General features: G+C 66.4%; 26 protein-coding genes. 18 read left to right on the top strand and 8 right to left on the bottom strand.

Annotation, left to right across the window (positions count from 1 at the left end):
* Nucleotides 1–24: 24 nt before the first annotated feature.
* The 12 genes from ACTIFS_RS15795 to ACTIFS_RS15740 all read left to right on the top strand — a co-directional run bounded on the left by ACTIFS_RS15795 (nt 25) and on the right by ACTIFS_RS15740 (nt 11,654).
* Entirely contained in the window at nt 25–774 is a 750-nt protein-coding gene (locus ACTIFS_RS15795) for a biotin/lipoate--protein ligase family protein (protein WP_439575081.1), read from the top strand.
* On the top strand, nt 771–1,325 hold the full coding sequence (locus ACTIFS_RS15790) for a DUF6505 family protein (RefSeq protein ID WP_439575080.1): 555 nt from the start codon (nt 771–773) through the stop codon (nt 1,323–1,325). Before ACTIFS_RS15795 ends, ACTIFS_RS15790 begins: the two co-directional genes overlap by 4 nt.
* Nucleotides 1,322–2,374, top strand: a complete 1,053-nt coding sequence (locus ACTIFS_RS15785) for a DUF6352 family protein (protein WP_439575079.1) — start codon at nt 1,322–1,324, stop codon at nt 2,372–2,374. Before ACTIFS_RS15790 ends, ACTIFS_RS15785 begins: the two co-directional genes overlap by 4 nt.
* Before the next feature lie 10 nt (nt 2,375–2,384).
* Nucleotides 2,385–2,927, top strand: a complete 543-nt coding sequence (locus ACTIFS_RS15780) for a DUF3305 domain-containing protein (RefSeq protein WP_439575078.1) — start codon at nt 2,385–2,387, stop codon at nt 2,925–2,927.
* Nucleotides 2,924–3,724 (top strand): DUF3306 domain-containing protein, encoded by an 801-nt coding sequence (locus ACTIFS_RS15775; RefSeq protein ID WP_439575077.1) that lies wholly within the window; start codon nt 2,924–2,926, stop codon nt 3,722–3,724. Before ACTIFS_RS15780 ends, ACTIFS_RS15775 begins: the two co-directional genes overlap by 4 nt.
* A 127-nt stretch (nt 3,725–3,851) precedes the next feature.
* Complete coding sequence (locus tag ACTIFS_RS15770; protein ID WP_439575232.1) at nt 3,852–4,685, top strand: Cro/CI family transcriptional regulator; 834 nt, start codon at nt 3,852–3,854, stop codon at nt 4,683–4,685.
* A 35-nt stretch (nt 4,686–4,720) separates the two neighbouring features.
* The gene (locus ACTIFS_RS15765) at nt 4,721–4,972 is read left to right on the top strand and encodes a twin-arginine translocation signal domain-containing protein (RefSeq protein WP_439575076.1); all 252 of its coding nucleotides are present in this window, start codon (nt 4,721–4,723) and stop codon (nt 4,970–4,972) included.
* Between the two features lie 12 nt (nt 4,973–4,984).
* The gene (locus ACTIFS_RS15760) at nt 4,985–7,936 is read left to right on the top strand and encodes a formate dehydrogenase subunit alpha (RefSeq protein WP_439575075.1); all 2,952 of its coding nucleotides are present in this window, start codon (nt 4,985–4,987) and stop codon (nt 7,934–7,936) included.
* Nucleotides 7,937–7,953: 17 nt separating this feature from the next.
* Nucleotides 7,954–8,550 carry a formate dehydrogenase FDH3 subunit beta gene (fdh3B, locus tag ACTIFS_RS15755; protein ID WP_439575074.1) on the top strand — a complete coding sequence of 199 codons (597 nt, stop codon included), beginning with the start codon at nt 7,954–7,956 and terminating at the stop codon, nt 8,548–8,550.
* A 95-nt stretch (nt 8,551–8,645) separates the two neighbouring features.
* Nucleotides 8,646–9,677, top strand: a complete 1,032-nt coding sequence (locus ACTIFS_RS15750) for a formate dehydrogenase subunit gamma (protein WP_439575073.1) — start codon at nt 8,646–8,648, stop codon at nt 9,675–9,677.
* 106 nt (nt 9,678–9,783) lie between these two features.
* Nucleotides 9,784–10,347: a molybdopterin-guanine dinucleotide biosynthesis protein B gene (gene mobB / locus ACTIFS_RS15745; RefSeq protein WP_439575072.1), complete on the top strand. Its 564-nt coding sequence runs from the start codon at nt 9,784–9,786 to the stop codon at nt 10,345–10,347.
* A gap of 38 nt (nt 10,348–10,385) precedes the next feature.
* Nucleotides 10,386–11,654: a molybdopterin molybdotransferase MoeA gene (locus tag ACTIFS_RS15740; RefSeq protein ID WP_439575071.1), complete on the top strand. Its 1,269-nt coding sequence runs from the start codon at nt 10,386–10,388 to the stop codon at nt 11,652–11,654.
* Between the two features lie 9 nt (nt 11,655–11,663).
* Here ACTIFS_RS15740 and ACTIFS_RS15735 read toward each other — a convergent pair whose 3' ends face one another.
* From ACTIFS_RS15735 to ACTIFS_RS15715, 5 genes are all read right to left on the bottom strand, one after another.
* The gene (locus ACTIFS_RS15735) at nt 11,664–11,852 is read right to left on the bottom strand and encodes a hypothetical protein (RefSeq protein WP_439575070.1); all 189 of its coding nucleotides are present in this window, start codon (nt 11,850–11,852) and stop codon (nt 11,664–11,666) included.
* A 62-nt stretch (nt 11,853–11,914) separates the two neighbouring features.
* Nucleotides 11,915–12,550, bottom strand: a complete 636-nt coding sequence (mobA, locus tag ACTIFS_RS15730) for a molybdenum cofactor guanylyltransferase MobA (RefSeq protein ID WP_439575069.1) — start codon at nt 12,548–12,550, stop codon at nt 11,915–11,917.
* 25 nt (nt 12,551–12,575) lie between these two features.
* Entirely contained in the window at nt 12,576–13,445 is an 870-nt protein-coding gene (locus tag ACTIFS_RS15725) for a formate dehydrogenase accessory sulfurtransferase FdhD (RefSeq protein WP_439575068.1), read from the bottom strand.
* A 5-nt stretch (nt 13,446–13,450) separates the two neighbouring features.
* Nucleotides 13,451–14,608 (bottom strand): P-loop NTPase, encoded by a 1,158-nt coding sequence (locus tag ACTIFS_RS15720; RefSeq protein ID WP_439575067.1) that lies wholly within the window; start codon nt 14,606–14,608, stop codon nt 13,451–13,453.
* 61 nt (nt 14,609–14,669) lie between these two features.
* A complete protein-coding gene (locus ACTIFS_RS15715; RefSeq protein WP_439575066.1) occupies nt 14,670–15,230 on the bottom strand; it encodes a hypothetical protein in 561 nt (186 codons plus the stop codon).
* A 374-nt stretch (nt 15,231–15,604) separates the two neighbouring features.
* On the opposite strand from ACTIFS_RS15715, the gene guaB reads away from it, so the two are divergent.
* Entirely contained in the window at nt 15,605–17,098 is a 1,494-nt protein-coding gene (gene guaB / locus ACTIFS_RS15710; protein WP_439575065.1) for an IMP dehydrogenase, read from the top strand.
* 85 nt (nt 17,099–17,183) lie between these two features.
* On the opposite strand, the gene ACTIFS_RS15705 is transcribed toward guaB, so the two are convergent.
* Nucleotides 17,184–17,585, bottom strand: coding sequence for a hypothetical protein (locus ACTIFS_RS15705; RefSeq protein ID WP_439575064.1), 402 nt, complete (start codon nt 17,583–17,585; stop codon nt 17,184–17,186).
* Between the two features lie 185 nt (nt 17,586–17,770).
* Between ACTIFS_RS15705 and ACTIFS_RS15700 the strand changes: the two genes are divergently transcribed.
* Nucleotides 17,771–18,199: an MAPEG family protein gene (locus ACTIFS_RS15700; RefSeq protein WP_439575063.1), complete on the top strand. Its 429-nt coding sequence runs from the start codon at nt 17,771–17,773 to the stop codon at nt 18,197–18,199.
* Nucleotides 18,200–18,505: 306 nt separating this feature from the next.
* On the opposite strand, the gene ACTIFS_RS15695 is transcribed toward ACTIFS_RS15700, so the two are convergent.
* Entirely contained in the window at nt 18,506–18,853 is a 348-nt protein-coding gene (locus ACTIFS_RS15695) for a hypothetical protein (protein WP_439575062.1), read from the bottom strand.
* Between the two features lie 299 nt (nt 18,854–19,152).
* Here ACTIFS_RS15695 and ACTIFS_RS15690 point away from each other — a divergent pair, with 299 nt between their 5' ends.
* The 4 genes from ACTIFS_RS15690 (at nt 19,153) to ACTIFS_RS15675 (ending at nt 24,949) form a co-directional block, all read left to right on the top strand.
* Nucleotides 19,153–20,388: a diguanylate cyclase gene (locus ACTIFS_RS15690; protein WP_439575061.1), complete on the top strand. Its 1,236-nt coding sequence runs from the start codon at nt 19,153–19,155 to the stop codon at nt 20,386–20,388.
* Between the two features lie 109 nt (nt 20,389–20,497).
* Nucleotides 20,498–21,802, top strand: a complete 1,305-nt coding sequence (locus ACTIFS_RS15685; RefSeq protein ID WP_439575060.1) for an RsmB/NOP family class I SAM-dependent RNA methyltransferase — start codon at nt 20,498–20,500, stop codon at nt 21,800–21,802.
* Between the two features lie 17 nt (nt 21,803–21,819).
* The gene (gene guaA, locus ACTIFS_RS15680) at nt 21,820–23,373 is read left to right on the top strand and encodes a glutamine-hydrolyzing GMP synthase (protein WP_439575059.1); all 1,554 of its coding nucleotides are present in this window, start codon (nt 21,820–21,822) and stop codon (nt 23,371–23,373) included.
* A 319-nt stretch (nt 23,374–23,692) separates the two neighbouring features.
* Nucleotides 23,693–24,949, top strand: a complete 1,257-nt coding sequence (locus ACTIFS_RS15675; RefSeq protein ID WP_439575058.1) for a tyrosine-type recombinase/integrase — start codon at nt 23,693–23,695, stop codon at nt 24,947–24,949.
* Here ACTIFS_RS15675 and ACTIFS_RS15670 read toward each other — a convergent pair.
* Complete coding sequence (locus tag ACTIFS_RS15670) at nt 24,939–25,208, bottom strand: helix-turn-helix transcriptional regulator (RefSeq protein WP_439575057.1); 270 nt, start codon at nt 25,206–25,208, stop codon at nt 24,939–24,941. The two genes, ACTIFS_RS15675 and ACTIFS_RS15670, sit on opposite strands and share 11 nt — an antisense overlap.
* Between the last annotated feature and the right edge of the window lie 162 nt (nt 25,209–25,370).

The following is a 25,370-nucleotide window of genomic DNA, read 5'->3' as shown; positions in this document are numbered from 1 at the left end:
AGGGCCGGCTGACGCGGGAACGCCATGCCACTTGTCACATTCCGATCGCCTGCAACGCTCGACCTGCCGCCGGGGCTGAGGACGGTGGCGCTGCGCGAATCGGGCGATGCCTTTGCCCATGCCTGCCGGACCGCGGCGGAGGAGGGGGCCGGCGCCATCGTCTGGGTGCGGCGTTTCGACGTGGCCGAGTTTGCCGTGATCCTCGAGCCCGAGGATCCGCTGGCGGTGGCGCGCAAGGCCTTCTTCCTCGGCATGAACGCGCTGGCGGACGCCGTCGCGGCCCACACGCCGCCAGACCGCGGGGTCTCCATCGCCTATCCCGATACGTTGCGCTTCGATGGCGGGCTGGTCGGCGGGGGACGTCTCGGCTGGCCGAAGCGGGCCGCCGAGGACGCGCCACCGGACTGGCTGGTCTTCGCCGGCATCGTGCGGGTGGCCTTTTCCGATCAGGTGGAGCCCGGCAAGGTGCCCAATGCCGCGGCGCTCGACGAGGAGGGCTTCGAGGGCGGCGGCCCGGCCCTCATCGTGGAGGCGTTTGCCCGCCACATGATGCGGCAGGTGGACATCTGGCAGCATCAGGGCTTCGGTCCCGTGGCCGCGGACTATGTGGCACGGCTCGACAAGGAGAGGGCCGGCGACCGGCTGAGCCTCGACGATGACGGAAACCTCGTCACGCGCCGGATCGTCGGCGGCACCGAGATGCGCGCGGACCTGCTGGCCGGCCTGAGACAGGTCAACTGGCTGGATCGCGAGACAGGGGCGCCCAGGCTGTGAAGCTGCTGCGCACCATCCGGCTCGACCCCTCGGACGGATTCGTGTTCCCGCACGCGGCCGAACCCGGTGAATGGGCGGTGACCGGCACGTTCCTGTTCATGGGCCGCGACGTGGCGGCGCTGGAAGGCAAGGAGCGGGTCGCCTTCCGGTCCGGTTTCGTCGGCGTGGCGAGCCTCGGCTTCTCGACGCTGGTGGTGGCCCAGCCGGCACGCCAGGACGAGGTTTCGGCGGCAATCGCGAGCCTTGCCGGGCACCTTGTCGAACGCCTCGGCGCCCCCTCGATCGCGGCTGCACGGGCCGCTGCCGAAGAAGAAATCACCTTTTCCGCCTCGCTGGCCGATCATGACGAGGGCACATTGGTGGCGCTTCATCGCCGGTTCGAGGACGGCACGATCCGCGAACAGTTCCGAACCCTCAGACGGCGGGAGACGGCCCCCGGCGCCGATGCGCTCCATGCGGGCGCGCGCGCCTTCACTTTTCACGAGACCGTCGGCGAGGACGAGCCCGAGGAGCGGGTCGACCTCATCGGCCTGATGGACAAGCGCCCATGACCGCATCGCCGGCTCTGCCAACCCGTACGGCCAAGGAGTTCTGGGTCTCTTCGGGCCACCACATGACGCGCCCGACGGAGGGCGGCGGCCTGGCCGTGACCGACGAACTGATCCTCGCCTATCTCGCCCGTCCCGAGCTTGTGCCTCCGGCCGAGGCCTGCCAGGCCGAACGCGACCTCCATGCGCTGCTGATGGCGGAGCCGCGCCGACCGGTGACGGCTGCGATGATCGCGGCGATCGCCGACGAGGATGCCCGCGAGAACTGGCGGTTCATGCTCGGCTTCCGCGACCGGCTTCTCGCCCATCCGAGCATCGAGGCAGCCTATCTCGCCATCGTGCGGCAGGGGTCCGGCAGCCTGCCGCCGCTTTTTCTGGCGCAACTGGTTCACCTGATCCTGCGCAATGCCCTGGACGGCTGCGAGGATCCCCATGTGCTGCGCGCTGCGGAACTGTTCTTCCGGCCGCAGAAGGCATCGCTCCGGGACGAGACGCTGCTGCTCGCCGATGCCGAACTGGTCGAAGGCTTCGAAGACGAGCGGCGCGCGCTGATGCATTCCTCGCCGCTCGCGGCCATGATGGGCAACGATCCGGTCGCAGACCTCGAAGTGATGACCGATGAGAATGCCGGCACCTACTGGTCCAGGTCCGATGCCTTCTCGATGGTGATGAACCTTGGCGGCAGCCCTCGGGCCCGGGAGGCGCTGGCCCGTGTGATCGAGACCTTTGTCGGCCATCTTCTGGGCGTGACGGTCGCGGTCGAGCCGATCGAGCGCATCGACGATGCCGACTGGCGCTGGTTTGTCGGCCTCGATGCCGAGGCGACCGCGATCGGCAACCGGCTGTGGAAGGGCGAGACAGTCGGCCCGGAGGATACCGCCCGGATCTGCGCGCTGTTCCGGCTCACCTTTGCCGATCCGCGCGATGCGGATCCCAAAATGGCCGGCAAGCCCGTCTATCTCATCGCGGCCCTGAGCGACGACATGATGCTGAGGATGAAGCCGCAAAACCTCGTCGCAGGCCTGCCGCTCGCCGCCCGGCGCGCGGCCTGAGGAGAAGCCGATGCCCGTAGCCCATCTGCAGGTCGGCGTGGTCGCAGTGAAACGGCGGCTGACCAATCCCTGGATCGACCACGAATGGGTGCCCTCGGCCGTGCTGCCCGGCGTGCCCGACACACCGCCGCGCACGCTGATCGGGCGGGAGGACGAGAGCGAGATCTGGTACCTCGGCCCCGAGACGATCACGCTGCATTCGGGCGAGACGGCGCATTACCGCGACAATCTCACCTCCGCGCGGCCATCGGTCTGGGTGGCGTTGCGCGAGGATGGCGAGGGGCTCTGGCGGGTGGCGGGCGTGACGGTCGACCCCTACGAGGGCGAGGCCTATGTCGACCAGATCGGCGACCGGGTGGAAGCGCTGACGATGCCTTCGGAGATCGCGGCCGAGATGCAGGCGTTTTTCGAGATCCACCACGTCGAGCAGACGTTCTTCAAGCGCAAGCGTGACCGGCAGGACCCGGACAGCCTGGGCACGCGCGGCATCGGCCATCCGCTGAACCGGCGCGGCGGGCCGGGCAGGGGCGGGGCGGAGGGAGACGGGCGATGAGCGGCGGTGAGGGGGGATTCCTGTCACGCTGGTCGCGGCTCAAGCGGGAACAGGCGGAACAGGAGGCGACGCAAGCGGATTCAGCGGGATCAACCCCGTCCGATCCGGACGCGGGGGCGGCCGGGCCGGACCCGGAGCGGGCAGGGGAAAACCTGGCACCGCAGACGCCGCTCGAGGACCTGATCGAAAGCCTTCCGAAGATCGAGGACCTGGTTCCCGGGCAGGACGTGTCGGCCTTCATGCAGGCCTGGGTCCCTTCCGACCTGCGCCATGCCGCGCTCCGGCGTATGTGGCTCGTCGACCCGGCGATCCGCGATTATGTCAGCCCGGCGCTCGACTATGCCTATGACTACAACAACCCGTCATCGATTGCCGGGTTCGGCCCGATGGAAACCAGCGCCGACCAGATTCGCGAGGTCATGGACATGTTCGACCGCGCGGTTGCCGGCAAGGGTGCCGACGAATCGCAGGACCCCGATCCCAAATCGCCGGAAGTGGATGAAACTAAAGTCGTAGAAGCGGTGTCGCAGGCTGACGCCGCAACGGGCGATGCTGCCGCACCTGCCTCGCCGCCCATTCGATCTGTTGCTGCGTTGCGGGAGGGTGATCCGCCCGACGATGAGACCGAACCAGCCCCGACAGGGACAGGTTCCGCGGAACGCCGTCAGGAAGCCGGAATCCCAGTCGATGGACGCCCGCCATCACAGCCGCGTGATGCTGCACCGCACGAGAAGATGCCTGACACATCAGAGATTTCTTCGCGCCGTCGGCGGCATGGCGGCGCTCTTCCCGGCTGAGGCCTGCGACGCCGTCGACCCTTGCCAAGCCATAGCTTGTAGCTATTCTAAGGCAAAAGAAGCATCACAGCATCCGGCTATGGACGCAGCCGAAGCGTCCGGGGCCTGGGGAGATCAAGTCGGCATCATGCGCGAATGGGGACTGGAAGAAGCGATCAAGGCGGTCGGCGGGGTTGGCGCCCTGGCGAAGGGCCTTGGCATTTCCCAGCCCTCGGTATCGAACTGGCGCAAGGTGCCACCCGAGCGGGTGATCGCGGTGGAGCATCTCACCGGTGTCGGACGCCACATCCTGCGGCCCGATCTCTATCCGGAAGCTCGCTCGTCCATCGCCATGGCCATGGAATCCGCGCGCGAGGACAAGGCGCAGCGCGAGGCCGGAAAGGCCGGTCCCGACGAAATGGACCGGCTGCGTGCCGCCGAATATGGCTTGCTTGCTCTCCTCCTGTTCAAGGCCCCGACCGCTTCCGTGCTGGACGAGGTTGCCTCGCTGAAGGGCGATGCCTCTCCACTGGGCATGGCCCATGTGGAGCTTGCTGCGGCAGCCGAGGCCGCGACTGAGGAGGCTGTTGGCCGTGAGTTTTTTGACCTCTTCATCGGGGTCGGCCGGTCCGAACTGCTCCCTTACGCGTCCTACTATCTCACCGGCTTCCTGCATGAGCGGCCGTTGGCGGATATCCGCGCCGATTTTGTGAAGCTCGGCATCGTGCGCGAGGACGACACCCGCGTCTCCGAGGATCATGTCGCCCTGCTGTTCGACGTGATGGCCAATCTTGCCCTTGGCGAGATAGGCGATGGCTATGATAGCGAGAAGCTGTTTTTCGAGACCCATCTCAAGCCCTGGGTCCGACGCTTCTTCGCCGATCTCGAAACGATGGAGACGAGGCCGTTCTACCGGGCTGTTGGCCGGGTGGGCAGCGTCTTCATGGACATTGAATGCGAGGCTTTTTCCTTCGCCGCATGACGGCTGGGAAGAATGGAATTCTGAAGGAGGTTGTCATGCCGACCGACACCAAACAGACGAAGCGCCCGACGCCCCCCGACGCGGATCGCGCCGTGGCCGGTCGCCGTGACTTTCTGAAGGCCATGACGGGCGCATCGGCGGTGGCCGCGGCTGCCGTTGTCGGCGCCGAGCCGGCCGAGGCACAGGCCCAGACCCCGCAGCGCGAGAGCCGGGAGGAGCGCATCAAGGCGCGCTACCAGGCCAATTCCGCGCATGTTCAGGCCTTTTACCGCACCAATCGCTACTGAGGAGCGCGTCCCATGCTGATCAGGCGCAAATCCGCGGAAGCCACCCGCACCCGCCTCGGTGGCCTTGCCGCAGGGCTCACCTCCGGCGTCATGGACCGCCGCACCTTCCTCGCCCGCTCGGGTCTCACGGTCGCCGGCGCCGTTGCCGTCGGCTCGCTGACGCTTGGCGCCGTGCGCAGGGCGGAAGCCGTCTCCCCCCCCCAGCCAGGGGTGGCGATTACCATCCGCAAGAACATCTGCACCCATTGCTCGGTGGGCTGCACGGTGAAGGCCGAGGTGCAGAATGGCGTGTGGACCGGCCAGGAGCCGGCCTGGGAGAGCCCGATCAACCGCGGCACGCATTGCGCCAAGGGTGCGGCCGTGCGCGAACTCGTCCATGGCGAGCGCCGGGTGAAGCATCCGGTCAAGCTCGTCAACGGCCAGTGGCAGCGGATCTCGTGGGACCAGGCGTTCAACGAGATCGGTGACAAGATGATGGAGATCCGCGGCAAGTCGGGCGCGGACTCGGTCTATCTGCTCGGTTCGGCCAAGTTCACCAACGAAGCGGCCTATCTGTTCCGCAAGTTCGCGGCCTTCTGGGGTACGAACAACGTCGATCATCAGGCCCGCATCTGCCACTCCACCACGGTGGCCGGCGTGGCGAACACCTGGGGCTACGGCGCCCAGACCAATTCCTACAACGATATCCGCAACTCGAAGACCGTCTTCTTCTTCGGCTCCAATGCGGCCGAGGCGCATCCGGTGTCGCTGCAGCACATCCTCTCCGGCAAGGAGCAGCAGCGCGCCAATGTCGTGGTCTTCGACCCGCGCTTCACCCGTACCGCCGCCCATGCCACCGAATATGTCCGTTTCCGGTCGGGCACCGACATCGCGGTGATCTGGGGCCTGATGTGGCACATCGTGAAGAATGGCTGGGAGGACAAGGACTTCCTCGCCAAGCGCGTCTACGGCATGCCGGAGGTGCTGAAGGAGGTCGAGAAATACGACCCCAAGACCGTTGAGGACATTTCCGGCATTTCGGGTGCCCAGATGGAGCGGGTCGCCAAGCAGTTCGCCACCGAGAAGCCCTCGACCTTCATCTGGTGCATGGGCGGCACGCAGCACTCGGTGGGTACTGCCAATGTCCGCGCCTATTGTGCGCTGCTCCTGCTCACCGGCAATGTCGGCGCCCAGGGCACCGGCGCCAACATCTTCCGCGGCCACTGCAACGTGCAGGGGGCGACCGACTTCGGCGTCGATGTCGGCAATCTGCCGCTCTATTACGGGCTGGTGGAGGGTGCCTGGCGTCACTGGGGTCGTGTCTGGGAGGTGCCGTACGACTATTTTGTCGACCGCTTCGACGAAGTGCCTGCCAAGGGCGGGCGTGCGGCCCGCACGAAAAAGCAGAACATGGAGGCCTCGGGCCTGCCATCGACCCGCTGGTTCGACGCGACCGTCCTGCCGACCGAACAGGTCGATCAGAAGGACAATCTCAAGGCCATGTTCGTCATGGGCCATGGCGGCAACACGATCCCGCGCATTCCGGGCGCTGTCGAAGGCCTTGGAAAGCTGGAACTGCTGGTGGTCGTCGATCCGCATCCCACCAATTTCGTTTCGCTGGGCAACCGGCAGAACGGCACCTATGTGCTGCCGGCCTGCACGAGCTTCGAGACGACCGGATCGCGAACGGCCTCGAACCGGTCGGTCCAGTGGGGCGAGAAGGTGGTCGAACCGATCTTCGAGTCGGCCAACGACTACTGGATCATGTACAAGCTCGCCCAGAAGCTCGGCTTCGCCGACCAGATGTTCAAGAATATCCGGATGGTGAAGGGCAAGTATGGCGACGAGCCGGAGCCGGAGTCCCTGCTGCGCGAGATCAATCGCGGCGCCTGGTCGACGGGCTATACCGGCCAGTCCCCCGAGCGCCTCAAGGCGCATATGGCGAACCAGGACAAGTTCGATCTGGTCACGCTCCGTGCTGCGAAAGAGGTGGCCGATGTCGGCGGCGACTATTACGGCCTGCCCTGGCCGTGCTGGGGCAAGCCGGAGGTTCGCCACCCCGGATCGCCGATCCTCTACAACACCAACCTTCGGATGATGGATGGCGGCGGCGCCTTCCGCCCGCGCTTCGGCCTGGAGCGCAACGGACAGACGCTGCTCGCCCAGAACTCCTGGAACGAGGGGTCGCCGATCCAGGACGGCTATCCGGAGTTCACCTATGCCGTCTTCCAGCGGCTGGGCTGGGATGCCGACCTGACGGCCGAGGAAAAGGCACAGATCGAGCGGCAGGGCGGCGCCAATCCCGGCGCGGTCAGCTGGGCGACCGATCTGTCGGGCGGCATCCAGCGGGTGTGCCTCGAGAAGAACGTCTGTCCGTTCGGCAACGGCAAGGCCCGCGCCTATGCGTGGAACCTGCCGGACCCGGTGCCGACCCACCGCGAGCCGATCTATTCGCCGCGCCCCGATCTGGTCGCAGCCTGGCCGGCCCGCGCGGATGAGCGGTCGCTGCGCATGCCAAACCTCCACACCACCTACCAGAAGGGTGCCGTGGAGAAGGGCGTCGCCCGCAACTTCCCGATCGTGCTCACCTCCGGACGTCTGGTGGAATACGAGGGCGGCGGCGAGGAAACGCGCTCCAACAAGTGGCTGGCCGAGCTGCAGCAGGACATGTTCGTGGAGATCAATCCGCGGGATGCCGGGCAGCGCGGCATTGCCGATGGCCAGGTGGTCTGGGTCTCCGGGCCGGAAGGGGGCCGCGCACGGGTGAAGGCGCTTGTGACCGAGCGCGTCGGACCGGGTGTCGCCTTCATGCCGTTCCACTTCGGTGGCTGGTATCAGGGCGCCGATCAGCGCGGCAATTATCCGCCCGGCACCGATCCGATCGTGCTCGGCGAGAGCGTCAACACAGTGACCACCTACGGCTATGACCCGGTGACGGGCATGCACGAAGGCAAGGCCACGCTCTGCCAGATCGCGGCAGCGTGAGAGGGAGGACCTGAACAATGGCCCGCATGAAGTTCCTCTGCGATGCCGACCGTTGCATCGAGTGCAACGCCTGCGTCACCGCCTGCAAGAACGAGCACGACGTGCCCTGGGGCATCAATCGCCGGCGCGTCGTGACCATCAACGATGGCAAGCCCGGAGAGAGATCCATCTCCATGGCCTGCATGCACTGCACCGACGCGCCCTGCGCGGCGGTGTGCCCGGTGAGTTGCTTCTACACGACCGCTGATGCGGTGGTGCTGCACTCCAAGGAGCTGTGCATCGGCTGCGGCTACTGCTTCTACGCCTGCCCCTTCGGAGCGCCGCAATATCCGCGCGTGAGCAACTTCTCCTCGCGCGGCAAGATGGACAAGTGCACCTACTGCGCCGGCGGCCCCGAGGCTGACGGAACGCGGGCGGAATATGCCTCCTACGGCGCCAACCGCCTCGCCGAGGGCAAGCTGCCCATCTGCGCGGAAATGTGCTCCACCAAGGCCCTGCTTGCCGGCGACAGCGAGATGATCACCACGATCTACAAGGAGCGGGTGCTCAAGCGCGGCTATGGCTCCGGTGCCTGGGGCTGGCAGACGGCGTACAAAGAGACCATCGCCATCTGAGCCATCGATTCATGCGGCGGCGGGCTCGTCCTGCCGCCGACCTGATCACATCCGGACGGGTTGCCCGAGGGCCCCGTCTGCAGGAGGACCCTCCGATGCGCGTCTCGCTTCGGTCTTTTGCCTCGCTCCTTGGCCTGTTTGCTCTGGCACTGGTGTTGCTCGTCGCTCCGGCGGCCCATGCCCAGCAGCCGGCAACGGTCAATCCGACCGCATCGGCTGCGCAGGAACGCCAGCTGATGGAGGCGCTCAGGGCGGGAACGCCGGGCGCCGGCACGACGCTGTCCGGCCGGATCACAATCCCCGACGCCAGCGCTGGCAACCTCATCCAGCCGCAAGGACAGGCGTGGCGGGTCTTCCACCAGGGCACCATGCTCTGGCTCGGCGCCATCGCTATCCTCGGTATGACGGCGGTTCTGGCGCTGTTCTATCTGATGCGTGGCCGGATCATGATCGAGGCCGGCCGTTCGGGCGCGACGATCCTGCGCTTCTCGGCCGTCGAGCGAATGATCCACTGGCTGACCGCCGGCTGCTTCATCATCCTCGCCCTGTCCGGCCTCAACGTCACGTTCGGCAAGTTCATCCTTCTGCCGATCATCGGGGAATCGTCGTTCGCCGTCCTCTCGCAATGGGCCAAGTTCGCCCACAACTATCTTGCCTGGCCGTTCATGCTTGGCCTTGCCTTCATGTTCGTGGTCTGGGTGATCCACAACATTCCGACCGGAACGGACATCCGCTGGTTCATGCAGGGCGGCGGCCTGTTCAGCAAGGGCGTCCATCCGCCGGCACGCAAGTTCAACGGCGGCCAGAAGATGATCTTCTGGTCGGTGATTATCGGCGGCGCCCTGCTGTCGATATCCGGCGTCTACATGCTGTTCCCGGCTGCGGCCGGCGGCGTGCTGGCTCTGCAGTTCTGGAACATCGTCCACGGCGTGGTTTCGGTGCTGCTGATCGCCATCATGCTCGCACACATCTATATCGGCTCGGTCGGCATGGAGGGCGCGGCTGATGCCATGACCACCGGCGAGGTCGATCTCAACTGGGCCAGGGAGCACCACTCGCTCTGGGTCGAGGAAGAGAGGGGCAAGGGTATGACCCACCCGCATGCGGCCGGCCAGCCCGCGGAATAGGACTGTTTCTCCGTCAGAGTATCGTGTCGGGTCCGGCCGAGGTCGGACCCGATTGCATTTCAGTGCGGGGCCGTCACGATCGAGCCGGCGCTGCGGAGCAAGCATTATGAAGATCATCGGCCTCGCCGGCTGGAGCGGGGCAGGCAAGACGACGCTGCTGACCCGGGTCATTCCGGAACTTGTCCGCCGTCGCCTGACGGTGTCGACGGTGAAACATGCCCACCATGCCTTCGAGGTCGATCACCCCGGCAAGGACAGCTACGAGCATCGCATGGCCGGGGCAACCGAGGTCATGGCGGCGTCCGCCGGCCGCTGGGCCCTGATCCGCGAATTGCGGGACGAGCCCGAGCCAGGCCTGGGCGACCTGCTTCAGCGCATGTCCGCGGTCGATCTCGTCATCGTCGAGGGCTTCAAGACCTCCGCTCATCCGAAGGTCGAGGTTCATCGCGCCGCCAACGGCAAGCCGTTCCTGTTCTCGCAGGTTCCGAATGTGCGGGCGGTCGCGGCAGACGGCCCCGTCGCCGGCTGGTCGGGCCCCGTTGCCGATATCGACGACATTGCCGCGCTGACCGATCTGCTCCTTGCCCATGCCGAGCCGCGGTCTGCCGTTGTCGCCATTCTGGCGGCTGCCGGCCGACCGGAGCGGCTTGTCCCGCCCGGACCGGCCTGATGGTTTCGCCTGGGCGCGAAATGCTCTAGCAACAGCCCATGGCGCAGCTCTCGTCCGACCAGTTCGCCTTCGGTGGCAACCTCCTGACGGTGGAGGAGGCGCTGGAGCGCGTCACGGCAAGGCTTGCGCCGGTGGCAGAGACGGAGCGCGTATCGCTTTCGCAGGCCGATGGCCGCATCCTTGCCGAAGACCTGCTGGCGCCTGTCGATCTGCCCCCGTTCTTCAACTCGGCCGTGGATGGCTATGCCGTCCGCTTCGCCGACCTGCGGCCGGGCGCCGAGACCTTGCTGCCGGTCGGCGGACGGGTGGCAGCCGGAGCGGGGCCGGGTGGCAGCGAGGCCGGGCAGGCTGTCCGCATCTTCACCGGAGCCGCGATGCCGGACGGCACCGACACGGTCTTCATGCAGGAGGACGTCCGCCTGGACGGTGCGCGCGTGATCCTGCCGCCAGGCCTTGCGGTCGGCGCCAATTGCCGGCCGGCGGGCGAGGATCTGGCACGCGGGGCGCTGGCGCTCGCAGCGGGCCGGCGGATCACGCCGGAGGCCGTGGCGCTGGCGGCCGCCCTCGGTCTCGGCCACCTCACCGTGCGCCGGCGCCTGAAGGTCGCGGTCTTTTCCACCGGTGACGAACTGGTCTCGCCGGGGGCACCGCTCGGTCCGGCCCAGCTCTACGATTCCAACCGGTTCACGCTGGCTGCGCTGATCCGCCGGCTCGGGGCGGACGTGACCGATCTCGGCATCCTGAGGGACCGCCACGAGGCGGTGCGCGATGCGCTGGTTGCGGCCGCGCCCGGCCACGACCTCATCCTTACCTCCGGCGGCGTGTCGACCGGCGAGGAGGATCATGTGAAGGCCGCCGTGGAAGCTGCCGGCACGCTGTCCCTGTGGCGGCTCGCCATCAAGCCCGGGCGTCCGGTTGCCATGGGTGTCATCAATACGGGTAGGGAGGGGCAGGGAACGGCCTTCATCGGTCTGCCCGGCAACCCGGTCGCCGTTTTCGTCACATTCGCCCATGTGGTCAGGCCGTTTCTGACAGCGCTCGCCGGCGGCACGGTCGAGCGGCCGCTGGCGCTGCCCGTGCGCGCAGCCTTCGCCTATTCCAAGAAGCAGGGGCGCCGCGAATATGTGCGCGTCATCCTGCGCCGCGGCGCCGATGGCATGATCGAGGCGCGGAAATATCCACGGGACGGCGCAGGCGTGATCACCTCGCTCACGGCCACGCACGGCCTGGTCGAGCTGCCGGAACCCGTCACCCGGATCGAGCCGGGCGACAGTGTCGGCTACCTCGCCTACGAGATGCTGCGCTGAGCAGGCGGCTCAGTTCGGCCGCGCCGTACCGGACCAGTCCTGGCCGACGAGGTTGGAGCCTGCCTCGCTTCCGCGCAGCTGGGTTCCAGAGCCGACGAAGCTTGAACTGGCGGTCTGGAGATAGGACTGGTTGAGCACCCAGCCGGCGCCGATGGCGATCACGATGGCGGCAGCAAATGCCAGGATCATCGACTTCATGGTGTCCCCCGTTTGTCTGAAGCTCTTGTTATCACTTCAACCTAGCACTGCTTCAGAACCATTCAAGCGTGCGGATGGTCGCGCAGGACGGCCTCGGCTGCTGCCAGGTCATCCGGGGCATTGGCGTTGAAGAAGGGATCGTAGGGCTCGGCCGGCCACTCGGCATGGGCAATGCCGTGCCGGGCCGTCCAGCGGTCAATCTTGCGCATGTCTTCCACCACCAGCGCGTGGCGCAGGTCGTCGGCCAGGTCGACCCGCCAGAGGCCGATGACCGGGTGGGTCTGGCCGTCCGACAGCGCGCAGGCGAGCGGCGTCCCCGCCGCCTGCCGGGCGGCATGCAGGCCGGCGGCAAGGTCGTGCGGCAGAAACGGCGAATCGGTTGCCACCGACATCACCCATTCGCAGCCGGGCCGGCTGGCGCGGGCCCAGTCGAGCGCGGCGAGAACACCGGCGAGCGGTCCGGCAAAGCCCGGCACGCTGTCAGCCACCACCGGCAGGCCGAGAAAGCCGAAGCGGGCAGGGTCGCCATTGGCATTGACGACCAGGCCGTCGCATTGCGGCGCGACGCGTTCCACGACGCGGTCGAGGATGGTGCGGGCACCGACCGCGCGCAGCGGCTTGTCACCGCCGCCCATGCGGCGGGCGAGGCCGCCGGCAAGCAGCACGCCGAGTGTCGCGGGATAGGCCCTGTCCGTCATCGCGCTCTCCCCGGCAGGTGGCCGGTCAATCGTCCGCGCCCTTGCGGCGGTGGCGGGCGCTCTCGTCTTCGACGAAGGACAGATCCTGATCGAAGACGATGCGGTCCTCGCCGGCGAGGGCTACGAATCGCTTGCCTCGGGCGCGGCCGATGAGGGTGAGGCCGAGATCGCGGGCCAGTTGCACGCCCCAGGCGGTGAAGCCCGAGCGCGAGACGAGGATGGGAATGCCCATGCGCACCGTCTTGATGACCATTTCGGAGGTCAGCCGGCCGGTCGTGTAGAAGATCTTGTCGGCGCCGGTCTCGCCATGGCGGAACATCCAGCCGGCGATCTTATCGACGGCATTGTGGCGGCCGACATCCTCCATGTAGACGAGCGGCCGGTCCTGACGGCACAGGACGCAGCCGTGAATGGCGCCGGCCTCCAAATAGAGCGAGGGCATGGTGTTGATGGCGTGGGTCAGGCGGTAGAGCCAGGACGTGCGGAACTCCGCCTGCGGCAACCGCGTGTCCGACAAGGCCTCCATCAGGTCGCCGAATGCCGTCCCCTGGGCACAGCCCGACGTCTGGGTCTTCTTCTTCAGCTTGGTCTCGAAATTGGTGTGCGTTTCGGTTCGGACCACCACCACCTGCAGGTCTTCGTCGTAGTCGACGCCGGTGACCGTATCGGTCGGCTTCAGCATGTTCTGATTCAGCAGGTAGCCGATGGCCAGATAGTCCGGATAGTCGCCGATCGTCATCATGGTGACGATCTCCTGGGCGTTCAGGTAGAGCGTCAAGGGTCGCTCGACCGTCACGGACGTTTCCAGCCTCTCGCCACGCTCGTTGATGCCGGTGACGCGCTCGGTCAGCCGCGGATCGGAGGGATCGGGGACGATGAGGGGAGCTCCAGCCACGATGCTCACTCGATCACGATCTTCGGCGGCGTCCTGATCGTCACATCGCCGGTGCCGGTCAGGCTTGCCCAGATCTGCCGGGCAATCTCGCGATAGACGGCCGAATGCGGGCTGTCCGGGTCTGTCGCGACGATCGGGCGGCCGGCGTCTGACCGCTCGCGCAGATCCATGTCGAGCGGCACTTCGCCGAGGAAGGGCACACCCAGCCGGTCCGCTTCCCTCCGGGCGCCGCCATGACCGAAGATGTCGTAGCGCCGGCCGGTGTCGGGAGCGATGAAAAAGCTCATGTTCTCGACGATGCCGAGGATCGGGACCTCGGTCTTGCGGAACATGGCGACGCCGCGGCGGGCATCGATCAGGGCAAGGTCCTGCGGGGTGGAGACGATGACGGCGCCCGACAGGGGCGTTGCCTGCGCCATGGTGAGCTGGGCATCGCCCGTGCCCGGCGGCATGTCGACCACCAGCACATCCAGGCCGCTGCCTGGCGTCGCCCACTGCACCTCGCGGAGCATCTGCGTGATGGCGCTCATGACCATGGGCCCGCGCCAGATCATCGGCGTCTCTTCCTCGACCATGAAGCCGATGGACATGACCTTGACGCCAAAGCCGTCGAGCGGAGCCAGCGTGCGCCCCGACACCACGCGCGGCTTGCCATGCAGGCCGAACAGCTTCGGCAGGCTCGGGCCGTAGATATCGGCATCGAGGATGCCGACCTTCTGCCCGTTGGCCGCCAGCGCCAGCGCCAGATTGCAGGCGGTGGTCGACTTGCCGACACCACCCTTGCCGGAGGCAACCGCGATGACGTGCTTCACACCCTCGATGGCGGCCGCCTTCGGGGAGGGGGGCTGCTGGGGGCGGCCAGGCGGCACATTCGGGCGGGTTGAAGGAGGCGGGGGGCGGTCCGGTGCCCGGCTGGCCGGCCGGTCCGCTGTCAGCGAGACCAGAGCACCGGTCACGCCGGGAATGCCGCCGATGGCCGACTGCGCTGCCGCCCGCACCGGCTCCATGGGGCCGGCCTCGGCCGGATCGATGGCGATCGCCACCATCACCTTGCCGCTGTCGACCACGATGTCGGAGAGCCGACCCGAGCCGGCAAGCGTCTTTCCGTCGGGGAGTTCCACGCGCTCGAGCGCGCGCGTCACCTCGTCTCGCGTTACCATCATCACCATCCCATGCACGGCTCACATAGGCCATGCCGGGCGCGGGCGGAAGGGCAGGCGGGCTTCAGGGGGTCAGCGTGAGCCGCAGCACATGGGCGTCGAGCCCCGGGCGCCGATTGCCGCTGGACATGTCGCGCGGCGGCATGACGAGTTCACCGAAGGCGAGGAAGCGGCCCTGGACGGGCACGACCGGCGCGCCAAGATGAGCGGCGGACGACAGGCGATAGACCTGCGAGCGACCGCCCGCGAACTCGGCCCTGATCTCCACCACGGGGGCGGAGGGGCGGCAGGCCCGGGCGCGGGGGGCACAGGTGCCGTCGCTGATGACACGGCTGAAGGTCAGTCGAACCGGACGCCCGAGCGAGTCGGTCATGTCCGCGCTTGCGCCGCCGCGGATCTCGATTCGGCGCTGGTCGGCGGCCCCTGCGACAGCCTGTGGCGCCGACGCCACCGCGGCAGGCGCTGCCGCCTGCGGGCGCGGCATGTCCTCGCCACGCGCCGGGGCCGGGCCGGTGACGGCCACAAGCGCCGCGCTGGCGGCCAGGAACAGAAGGGTTGGTGCGACGGTCATGGTGACGGCGGCGATCAGGTAAGGGAGAGTGAACTGCGTGCGGTTCGTGACCATGACGGGCTCCGGGCAAGGCCGTCCGGAGCCGGGCTCCGTTCGCACCTCACACGGTGGGTCGCCGCAGCGCCCCGTCAGGTTCAAACCGTCATGTAGCGTGCGGGACGCGCGGCCGTCCGAACCGGGCGGTCACGATGCCGCGACCGGGGACGGTTTCGCCTCCGGTCTGCGAAACACCTTGAACGGACTGCATTTCAGGCGCGTGTCAGCATTCGCGGCGTCGCACGAAAAGATTCTGCCCGCCCTGACGCAAAGGCGTGTTGGAGGTGTCGGCGAGTCGTGCTAGCAGGCATCGCCAACCCGAAACCCGCCGCAACCGCTCCTCTTGCGTATCGAGAGGGCCGGACCGGCTTTACCCGATGCTGGAGTTGGCCATGGCCCGTCTGACCTCCCTCGAGGAAGCGCTGACCTTCGACGATGTGCTGCTGAGGCCCGGGCTCTCGGATGTCATGCCGGGCGACGTGGATGTGCGGACACGGATCACGCGGTCCATCACGCTCAACATCCCGGTCATCTCGTCGGCGATGGATACGGTGACCGAATACCGCATGGCCATTGCCATGGCGCAGGCCGGCGGCATCGGAGTCATCCACCGCAATCTCGATCCCAACGTGCAGGCCGACCATGTGCGACAGGTCAAGCGCTTCGAGAGCGGCATGGTGCTCAACCCGATCACCATCCATCCCGACGAGACGCTGGCGGATGCCCAGGCACTGATGAAGAAGCACGGCTTTTCCGGCTTCCCGGTGGTCGAGCGCGGGCCGAACGGCAAGGCCGGCAAGCTGGTCGGCATCCTGACCAATCGTGACGTGCGGTTCGCCACCCGACCCGACCAGCCGATCTCCGAACTGATGACCAAGGACCGGCTCATCACGGTAGGCGAGGGCGTCACCCAGGAAGAGGCCAAACGCCTCCTGCACCAGTTCCGCATCGAGAAGCTGCTGGTCGTGGACGAGCATTATCGCTGCACCGGGCTGATCACCGTGAAGGACATCGAGAAGCAGGTGGCCAATCCGCATGCCTGCAAGGACGAGCAGGGGCGGCTGCGCGTCGCCGCCGCGACCACTGTCGGCGAGCAGGGCTACGAGCGCACCGAGATGCTGATCGATGCCGGTGTCGACCTCGTCGTGGTCGATACGGCCCATGGCCATTCGCAGATGGTTCTCGATCAGGTGACGCGCATCAAGCGGCTGTCCAACAAGGTGCAGGTGGTCGCCGGCAATGTCGCGACCGGCGCGGGCACCCGTGCCCTCATCGATGCGGGTGCGGACGCCATCAAGGTCGGCATCGGCCCCGGCTCGATCTGCACGACGCGAATCGTCGCCGGCGTCGGCGTGCCACAGCTCACCGCCATCATGGAAAGCGTCGAGGCCGCGCAGGCGACCGGCACGCCGGTGATCGCCGACGGCGGCATCAAGTTCTCCGGCGATCTCGCCAAGGCGCTGGCCGCAGGCGCGGAGGTGGCCATGATCGGCGGCCTGCTCGCCGGCACGGACGAGGCGCCGGGCGAGGTCTATCTGTGGCAGGGACGCTCCTACAAGAGCTATCGCGGGATGGGCTCGGTGGGCGCCATGGCGCGCGGCTCGGCCGACCGCTACTTCCAGGCCGAAGTGAAGGATGCGCTGAAGCTTGTGCCGGAGGGCATCGAGGGGCAGGTGGCCTACAAGGGGCCGGTCTCAACGGTGGTTCACCAGCTGGTAGGCGGTCTGCGGGCTGCCATGGGCTACACGGGAGCGAAGGATCTCGCCGCCTTCCGGGCCGATGCCCAGTTCGTGCGCATTTCCGGTGCGGGCCTGCGCGAGAGCCATGTCCACGACGTGACGATTACCCGCGAGAGCCCGAACTATCCGAATGGCGGGCGGGTCTGAGGACGGCAGCTTCTGCCCCGATCCCGTCGGAGCAACAAAAAAGGCGGCCCGAAGGCCGCCTTTCCTGATTCTCTGAACGGTCTGATCAATCGCAGACGCGAACCCGGCGACGCTCCGGACCGTACGGGGTGTCAACCCAGCGACGCTCGATCCAGCACTCGCGCGGGTCGCGGTTCGCGGAGGCCGCCGCAGCTGCACCACCGATGATCAGCGCAGCCGCGCCGAGGCCGAGAGCGGCACCCGGACCGAAGCCACGACCGCCGCCACGACGACCGGGACCCGGACGCGGACCGCGGAAGCCGCCGCCACGGAAACCACCGCCGCGGCGCTGCATTTCCATCGGCTGAACGGAATCAATCGCCGAACCCACGCCGGCGCGATCCATGGCGGATGCCGCCTGGGCTCCGGTGACCGGAACAAGAGCGAAGCCAAGCGCAACTGCGCCGGCGAAGAGCGAGGCGCGAAGCCCCTTGGTGGAAAGACGCATGACAGGATCTCCCAGATCGTTTGAGCGGGTCGCCCCCCGCAAAATTCTGGCCCTTCGGCCGCAATCGTCGTCGGCGTTGTCTGACGGACTGACCATATCCTTGACCAACGTGGCAGCAGCATGATCGGTTCCGTAGCGATAGGCCAGCGAAAAATGTGGTCTGGCCGGTTCGGGAGGACATTGTGATGGGTAACGTAAATCCGGCCGTGAGCGCGCTGGTCTGGCCAATGCTGGCGCAGGTCGTCCTGGCCTTCGCCGTCATGCTGGTGATGGGCTACCGCAGGCGCCGGGCGTTGTACTCGCGCGAGGTCCGTCTGAAGGACATCGCCCTGTCCGGCGAGGCCTGGCCCACCGGAGCCCGCCAGGCCGCCAACAATTTTTCCAACCAGTTCGAGGTGCCGGTGCTGTTCTATGCCCTGGTGCTGGCCGCTATCGTGACCGGGGCGACCGGCTGGCTCACCGTGACGCTGGCCTGGGCCTTCGTGGCGTCGCGCTTCGCGCATTCGTTCGTTCACGTCACGTCGAACGACCTGCGCCTGCGAGCAGCCGTCTTCTTTGTCGGCTGCATCATCCTGATGGTTCTGACGGGACGGATCGCCGTCGCCCTGCTCTGAACCCTCATCGTTCCTGTACCCCGAGAAAGTTCCTGTATCCCAAGAAAAAAGCCCCGGTGCTGGCACCGGGGCGAAGTGGGGAAACGGGAGGGCATGCACGGCATGGAAGCCGGTCCGCGGGACCGGGCGGAAGAGCCTTGCGGCGCCTTCCTCGCTTCATGGGTCGCGCCAGCGCGGGAAAAGGTTCAAGACGGGGACGCGATATCCGGTTGTCGCCGCCTTTGCTGAACGAACAAGCCCCGGCCAGTTGGCCGGGGCTTGCGTCGTTGAGGGCTTGGCGGAGGTGAGAGGCCCCGCGATCCCCGATCAGTAGGCGCAGATGTTCACGAGGCGGCGAACCGCGCCGTAGGGCGTCTGGATCCACTGGTAGCGGTAGCAGCTGGCGCCGACACCGACCACGCCGAGACCGATCCAGCGGCCGTGCCGCCAGATGCCGCGGCGCGGGCCGAGATGGAGGCGATGCAGACCGCCATGACGGTGGAAGCCGAGATGGCGGCCGCCGAAATGGCGCATGCCACCGAGATGCATTCCGCCGCCGCGGTGGAAGCCGCCACCGCCGCCACGGAAGCCGCGGGCTTCGGCGTCGGCAGTCGCGTACATGCTGACGCCGGCGACAGCGACGGCGGCGAGGGCGAGGGTCTTGAGCGAAGTCATGATGGCGTTCCTTGTGCTCGGGATGGGCTGTGCATGTCACCCCTTCGCAGTGTCGGTCGCTCCCACGCGGAAAAAGGTTCAACCGGATCGCACCCGCGTCTGCGTTTCCGGTTGGGCGCCGAGGACCACGCCGCATGGCAGGGGCAAAGGTCGCCGACTTTTGAGAGGTTTCGATAAGGTCTCGTCCACCGTTTTTCCCGCAAATTGTGTGCATCGCGGCCGGTGCGGCGCGCAATTATCCAACGATTCATGTCTGGCGCGCATCCTTGTCGCATCTCTGCCACAAGGCCCTTCGCGCAATGACGCAGGAGATCAAGGTCAGTCTCGAGGACATCGGGCGCGCCCAGGCGGCGCGCCAGTGGAACCTCGTCTTCCCTGAACCGGTGGAAAGCCGCTTCGAGGTGGATATCGCGCACCGGCGGGCAAAGCTCCTGCGTATCGTCATCGTGCGCACGGTTGTCGTCTACAATCTGTTCCTGATCGGCGACTGGCTGCTGGCGCGCGATGCCTTCAATCTGGCGCTGGTGGTGCATTTCGGCCTGGTGACGCCCTGGCTGCTCGCGGCCAGCTACATGGTCCATCGCTCTCCCGGCCCGGCCGTCCGCAATCTGCTGATGATCAGCGTGCCATTGGCGATGGTGGCGGGAGTGCTCGCCGTGTTCGCGGTGTCGCGCGACCCCCTTGCCAGCCACTATCAGTATTTCGTCGTGATCGTGCTCATCTACGCCAATGCCGTTCTGAGACCCTCGTTCACGGCTGCAGTGATCCTGTCTGCGGTGACCATCGTCGCCCACGGCGTCATCTGCGCGCTTCATCCGACGATGCCGTTCGAGGCGGCGATCACCTCGTCCTACGGGCTGATCATCGCGGCCTGGGTCTCGCTGATGGCGAACTACTACATCGAGCGCGACGTGCGCCGGTCGTTCCTGATGCGCCTGAAGGACAATCTGGCGGCCCGCGACCTGCAGCGCACCGCCGATGACCTCCAGCGCATCTCCCATGTCGATGCCCTGACGGGCCTTGCCAACCGGCGTGGGGTGGATACGCGGGCGGCCGCGCTGTTCGCCGGAGCCGAGGCGCGCCGACAGCCCTTCGCCGTGCTGATGATCGATGTGGATCACTTCAAGGGTTTCAATGACCGCTACGGCCACCTGGAGGGAGATCGTTGCCTGTCGCTGACCGGCGGGGCGATCCGCAGCGCGGTGCGCGGCGGCGGCGACATCGTCGGCCGCTATGGTGGCGAGGAATTCGTTGTCATCCTGCCGGAGGCCGACATGCTGGACGGGGTCCAGGTTGCCGAGCGCATGCGCCGGGCGGTGGAGGCCCTTGCCATCCCGCACGACCGGTCGCATGCCGGCGTCGTGACCATTTCGGCGGGTGTCGGCGTCGGGCGGATCGACAGCCCGGACAGCCTCAGCGAGGCCATTGCAGAGGCGGACGCCGCGCTCTATGCGGCGAAGGCCGCCGGGCGGAACCGCGTTCATCCGCCGGTTCCGGTCGACCGGCACGAGCACAATGTGGTGCGGTTCGGCTGAGACGCCCGGACCGTGCGGACTTTGCGGCCGCGCCCAATCCGTCTAACAGGAAGCTCCCTTGCCCGTCTGGCGCTCCGGTTCCGCCGGGCGCCGCGCCCGGAGCCTGTCCGTGACGCCCGCAGCCCGCCTTTCCGCCGCCATCGAGGTGCTCGCCGATATCGCGGAGCGCCGCAGGCCCGCGCCCGATGCCTTGAAGGACTGGGGTCTTGCCCATCGCTTTGCTGGCTCGAAGGACCGTGCGGCCATTGCCAGCCTCGTCTATGACGCGCTGCGCCGGAGGGCGTCGGCAGCTCATGTGATGGGCGATGCCGGCCCCCGTGCGATCCTTCTGGGGACCCTGGTTCTCGCCCGCGGCATGGACGCTGCCGGGATCGCCCTCCTGTGCACGGGCGAGCGTTTTGCTCCGGAGCCGCTGAGTGCGGAAGAGGCGGCGCGTCTTGCCGCGCCGTCGCTCGCCGATGCGCCGCCCCATGTTGCCGGCGATTTTCCGGATTGGCTGTCGGAAGACCTTGCCGCGGCCTTTGGCGATGGGCTGGTCGAGGAGATGCAGGCGCTGGCCACCCGTGCCCCCATCGACATTCGCGTCAACACCCTCAAGGCCGAGCGTCAGCGGCTCATCCCGGCGCTTGCGCACCTGAACCCCGCGATAACGCCCCATGCGCCGACGGGCCTGCGCTTCGCCGCCGGAGAGGATGGCCGCGGGCCGACCTTGCAGGCGACACCCGAGTTCATCAAGGGCCTGTTCGAAATTCAGGACGAGGGGTCGCAGGTGGTGGCCGCCCTGGCCGGGGCAGCGCCTGGCCTTCAGGTGGTGGACCTGTGTGCCGGCGGTGGCGGCAAGACGCTCGAACTTGCGGCGCTGATGGACAATTCCGGCCAGATCTACGCGACCGACGCCGATGCGCGGCGTCTTGCGCCGATCCACGAGCGACTGACCCGTGCCGGTGCCCGCAACGTGCAGGTGCGCACGCCGAGAGGCCGGGGCGACGAACCGCTTGCCGATCTCGCCGGGCGGATGGACCTCGTGCTGGTCGATGCACCCTGCACCGGCATCGGAACCTGGCGGCGCAACCCCGACACCAAGTGGCGCGTGCGCCCCGGCGCGCTCGATGAACGGATGAAGGAGCAGGACCTGGTGCTGGACCGCGCGGCAAGGCTGGTGAAGCCGGGCGGGCGGATCGCCTACATCACCTGCTCGGTCATCCCGCGCGAGAATGACCACCGAATCGCTGCCTTCCTCGAAATCAATGCGGATTTCGAACCGGTTGATCCGGGCGAGGTTCTGGCGCTTGCCCCCGACACGCTGTCGGAGCGCGACGACCTTGTCTCGGCGCCCGGCCTTGGCGTTCAGCTGTCACCGTTGCGGACAGGAACGGACGGGTTTTACCTGGCGATCTTGCAGCGGAACAGTTGATCGACTACGGGCTGTCCATGACCCAGCACGACACCATCCTGATCATCGATTTCGGTTCGCAGGTGACGCAGCTCATCGCGCGCCGCGTGCGCGAGGCGGGGGTCTACTGCGAGATCCATCCCTTCCAGTCGGCGGAGGCCGCCTACCGCAGGCTGAAGCCGAAGGGCGTGATCCTGTCCGGCTCCCCGGCTTCGGTGACCGAGGATTTCTCGCCCCGCGCGCCGCAGCTGATCTTCGACGAGAGGTTGCCCGTCTTCGGCATCTGCTACGGCGAGCAGACCATGGCCGAGCAGCTTGGCGGCAAGGTGGAGGCCGGGCATCACCGCGAGTTCGGCCGCGCTTTCCTCGACGTCCACAAGTCGTCAAAACTGTTCGAGGGGGTCTGGGAGCCGGGTACGCGCCATCAGGTCTGGATGAGCCACGGCGACCGCGTCACGCAACTCCCCGAGGGTTTCGAGGTGGTCGCGACCTCCGACAATGCTCCCTTCGCGGCCATCGCCGACGAGGCTCGCAACTACTACGCCGTGCAGTTCCACCCGGAAGTTGTGCATACGCCCGACGGCGCAAAGCTCATCCAGAATTTCGTCCACAGGATTGCCGGGGCCCGGTCCGACTGGACCATGTCGGCCTACCGGCAGGAGATGATCGCCAAGATCCGTGCGCAGGTCGGCAAGGGCAAGGTGATCTGCGGCCTGTCGGGCGGCGTCGACTCGTCGGTGGCGGCCGTCCTGATCCATGAGGCGGTCGGCTCGCAGCTGACCTGCGTCTTCGTCGACCACGGCCTGATGCGCCAGAACGAGGCGAAAGAGGTCGTCGACCTCTTCCGCGGCCACTACAACATCCCGCTGGTCCACGTGGACGCCGCCGACCTCTTCCTTGGCGAGCTTGCCGGCGTCACCGACCCTGAGACGAAGCGCAAGACCATCGGGCGCCTGTTCATCGAGGTGTTCGAGAAGGAGGCGAAGGCCGTTGGCGGTGCCGAATTCCTCGCCCAGGGCACGCTCTATCCGGACGTGATCGAGAGCGTATCGTTCACGGGCGGGCCATCGGTCACCATCAAGAGCCACCACAATGTCGGCGGTCTGCCCGAGCGCATGAACATGAAGCTCGTCGAGCCATTGCGCGAGCTGTTCAAGGACGAGGTGCGCGCCCTCGGCCGCGAACTCGGCCTGCCCGACAGCTTCGTCGGCCGCCATCCCTTCCCGGGACCGGGCCTTGCCATCCGCATCCCCGGCGAGATCACAGCCGAGAAGCTGGACATCCTCCGCAAGGCCGATGCCATCTATCTCGACGAGATCCGGAAGGCCGGCCTCTACGACACGATCTGGCAGGCCTTCGCCGTACTGCTGCCCGTGCGTACCGTCGGTGTCATGGGCGACGGGCGCACCTATGACCATGTCTGCGCCCTGCGCGCCGTGACGTCGGTCGACGGTATGACCGCCGATTTCTACCCCTTCGACATGGGCTTCCTCGGACGCGCCGCCACCCGCATCATCAACGAGGTGCGCGGCATCAACCGGGTGGTCTATGACGTGACGAGCAAGCCGCCCGGCACGATCGAGTGGGAATGATTTTTACCCCTCCGGCAGTATCCGTTTATACGCTGCAGTACGACGCAACCGATTGAAATTTAAGGATAAATATTGCGGCGTCTATCGTCATCTATCGAGGGGCAGTGCTCCGATTTGACGGTATAGCAGACGGTATGGGGGAACTTGTTCGATTGGGGATTTCGCTATACCGTCAAGGCTAAGAGAGCTGATGACGGTATCGTTTTTGGCGGTAACTGGCTGAATCAGAATGGGAATTGCGCTTCCAGCGCCCCCTGTTTTGGCCTGACGGTATAATCGGTGCCTCTCTGCTGTTGTTAGGACAGTTTTGGAGGCACCTATGCTTACTGACACGGCCATTAAGGCACTGAGATCACAAAAGAAATTGTACAAGGTGAGCGATCGTGACGGTATGTACGTCGTGGTCCAGCCGTCGGGGGCGATCGTGTTCCGGTACGACTACCGCCTCAACGGACGTCGCGAGACGCTGACGCTCGGCCGCTACGGCCCAGAGGGCCTTTCACTTGCCAGAGCTCGCGAGAAGCTGATCGATGCGAAGCGGGCCATTTCTGAGGGCCGGTCGCCTGCTCAAGAGAAGCAGCACGACAAGCGGCGACTGAAGGAGGCGAAGAGGTTCGGCGAGTTCGGCGAGAATTGGTTCCAGGAGTCGCGCATGGCGGAAAGCACGCGCGCTATGCGGCGCTCGATCTACGAGCGCGACATCCTGCCGACGTTTCGAAATAGGCTTCTGACGGAGATCACCCCTGACGATCTCCGCATGATGTGCGGGAAGGTGAAGGATCGCGGCGCTCCAGCGACGGCCGTGCATGTACGGGATATCGTGAAGCTAATCTTTGCGTTCGCGATCTTGCACGGCGAGAAGGTCGCCAACCCAGCGGATGAAGTTGGGCCCGCGTCTATCGCGACCTTCGTCCCGAAGGATCGTTCACTGTCACCTGCGGAGATCCGCGTTATGCTCGGTCAGCTCGAGCATGTACCGACCCTGCCGACTATACGGCTGGGAATGAAGCTCTTCCTCCTAACGATGGTCAGGAAAAGCGAGCTGCAGGACGCGACGTGGGATGAAGTCGATTTCGAGAACGCCGTCTGGTCGATACCCAAGGAGCGAATGAAGCGGTCGAAGGCACACAACGTCTACCTGTCACAGCAGGCCGTCGACATCTTCATCGCGCTGAAAACTTGCGCGGGCAATTCGCGCTACGTCCTTCCGTCGCGATATGACGCTGACGCGCCGATGTCGCGGGCAACGTTCAACCGGATCACGACCGCGGTCGTTGTCAGGGCGAAAAAGGAGGGGCTGCCACTCGAACCCTTCACTGTTCACGATCTTCGACGCACAGGCTCTACCCTATTGAATGAGCTCGGTTTCAACAGCGACTGGATCGAAAAGTGCCTAGCCCACGAAGACGGAAGGTCATCGCGTGGTGTCTACAACAAGGCAGAGTACGAGCATCAACGCCGGCATATGATGCAGGAGTGGTCAACTCTGGTGGACGCGTGGGTTTTAGGGCGGAAGTACGTCCCGACTCTGCTCCCCGCAACGATGGAGCTTCTTGAGCTCGAGCCTAGTGTTTGACGGGCCGCGAACGGCGCAATCTCACGTCGGGACTGGGAGCGCGTTTAACAGCGTTAGCCCGACAGGCACGGCGTCGAGCGTCGAGCCAAGCTTCGACCTCTGCCAAGTCCCAGACGACGCAGCGCGAGGTGAGATAGAAGCGCTGCGGGAATTCTCCTCGCTGCTCCATGTCATAGATCGTGCTGTCGGCAAGCGGCACGATCTCTCGTAACTGTTGCCGGCGGATTGTTCTGCGGGCGACATGCGGGGCAGCGCTCATACTGTATCTCCACGTTCTTGCTCTTGTGGAGATAGAAGGCGATAGATCATCCGCTTTGAAGCCCACGCGTGAACGTGTGCGGTGATATCGGGCTATAGCGTGTAAATCGGACAGGTGGTCCCAAAGGACAGGTGTCGTCTAGGAGCGTCGGTCGACCCTTCG

It is taken from the genome of Phreatobacter sp., assembly GCF_051860605.1.
GTDB lineage: Bacteria > Pseudomonadota > Alphaproteobacteria > Rhizobiales > Phreatobacteraceae > Phreatobacter.
The sequence above is the reverse complement of the archived record's forward strand: the minus strand, read 5'-3'. Positions and strand labels throughout refer to the sequence as shown.

Excerpts from the sequence above, each read along its gene's own strand:
- fdh3B (WP_439575074.1), top strand. The coding sequence starts at position 7,954 with ATGGCCCGCATGAAGTTCCTCTGCGATGCCGACCGTTGCATCGAGTGC.
- ACTIFS_RS15735 (WP_439575070.1), bottom strand. The coding sequence starts at position 11,852 with ATGAAGTCGATGATCCTGGCATTTGCTGCCGCCATCGTGATCGCCATC.
- ACTIFS_RS15780 (WP_439575078.1), top strand. The coding sequence starts at position 2,385 with ATGCCCGTAGCCCATCTGCAGGTCGGCGTGGTCGCAGTGAAACGGCGG.
- ACTIFS_RS15765 (WP_439575076.1), top strand. The coding sequence starts at position 4,721 with ATGCCGACCGACACCAAACAGACGAAGCGCCCGACGCCCCCCGACGCG.
- ACTIFS_RS15670 (WP_439575057.1), bottom strand. The coding sequence starts at position 25,208 with ATGAGCGCTGCCCCGCATGTCGCCCGCAGAACAATCCGCCGGCAACAG.
- mobB (WP_439575072.1), top strand. The coding sequence starts at position 9,784 with ATGAAGATCATCGGCCTCGCCGGCTGGAGCGGGGCAGGCAAGACGACG.
- ACTIFS_RS15715 (WP_439575066.1), bottom strand. The coding sequence starts at position 15,230 with ATGGTCACGAACCGCACGCAGTTCACTCTCCCTTACCTGATCGCCGCC.
- ACTIFS_RS15705 (WP_439575064.1), bottom strand. The coding sequence starts at position 17,585 with ATGCGTCTTTCCACCAAGGGGCTTCGCGCCTCGCTCTTCGCCGGCGCA.
- ACTIFS_RS15760 (WP_439575075.1), top strand. The coding sequence starts at position 4,985 with ATGCTGATCAGGCGCAAATCCGCGGAAGCCACCCGCACCCGCCTCGGT.
- ACTIFS_RS15675 (WP_439575058.1), top strand. The coding sequence starts at position 23,693 with ATGCTTACTGACACGGCCATTAAGGCACTGAGATCACAAAAGAAATTG.
- ACTIFS_RS15700 (WP_439575063.1), top strand. The coding sequence starts at position 17,771 with ATGGGTAACGTAAATCCGGCCGTGAGCGCGCTGGTCTGGCCAATGCTG.
- ACTIFS_RS15785 (WP_439575079.1), top strand. The coding sequence starts at position 1,322 with ATGACCGCATCGCCGGCTCTGCCAACCCGTACGGCCAAGGAGTTCTGG.
- ACTIFS_RS15770 (WP_439575232.1), top strand. The coding sequence starts at position 3,852 with ATGCGCGAATGGGGACTGGAAGAAGCGATCAAGGCGGTCGGCGGGGTT.
- ACTIFS_RS15720 (WP_439575067.1), bottom strand. The coding sequence starts at position 14,608 with ATGATGGTAACGCGAGACGAGGTGACGCGCGCGCTCGAGCGCGTGGAA.
- ACTIFS_RS15750 (WP_439575073.1), top strand. The coding sequence starts at position 8,646 with ATGCGCGTCTCGCTTCGGTCTTTTGCCTCGCTCCTTGGCCTGTTTGCT.
- ACTIFS_RS15740 (WP_439575071.1), top strand. The coding sequence starts at position 10,386 with ATGGCGCAGCTCTCGTCCGACCAGTTCGCCTTCGGTGGCAACCTCCTG.
- guaA (WP_439575059.1), top strand. The coding sequence starts at position 21,820 with ATGACCCAGCACGACACCATCCTGATCATCGATTTCGGTTCGCAGGTG.
- ACTIFS_RS15775 (WP_439575077.1), top strand. The coding sequence starts at position 2,924 with ATGAGCGGCGGTGAGGGGGGATTCCTGTCACGCTGGTCGCGGCTCAAG.
- ACTIFS_RS15695 (WP_439575062.1), bottom strand. The coding sequence starts at position 18,853 with ATGACTTCGCTCAAGACCCTCGCCCTCGCCGCCGTCGCTGTCGCCGGC.
- ACTIFS_RS15795 (WP_439575081.1), top strand. The coding sequence starts at position 25 with ATGCCACTTGTCACATTCCGATCGCCTGCAACGCTCGACCTGCCGCCG.
- guaB (WP_439575065.1), top strand. The coding sequence starts at position 15,605 with ATGGCCCGTCTGACCTCCCTCGAGGAAGCGCTGACCTTCGACGATGTG.
- mobA (WP_439575069.1), bottom strand. The coding sequence starts at position 12,550 with ATGACGGACAGGGCCTATCCCGCGACACTCGGCGTGCTGCTTGCCGGC.
- ACTIFS_RS15690 (WP_439575061.1), top strand. The coding sequence starts at position 19,153 with ATGACGCAGGAGATCAAGGTCAGTCTCGAGGACATCGGGCGCGCCCAG.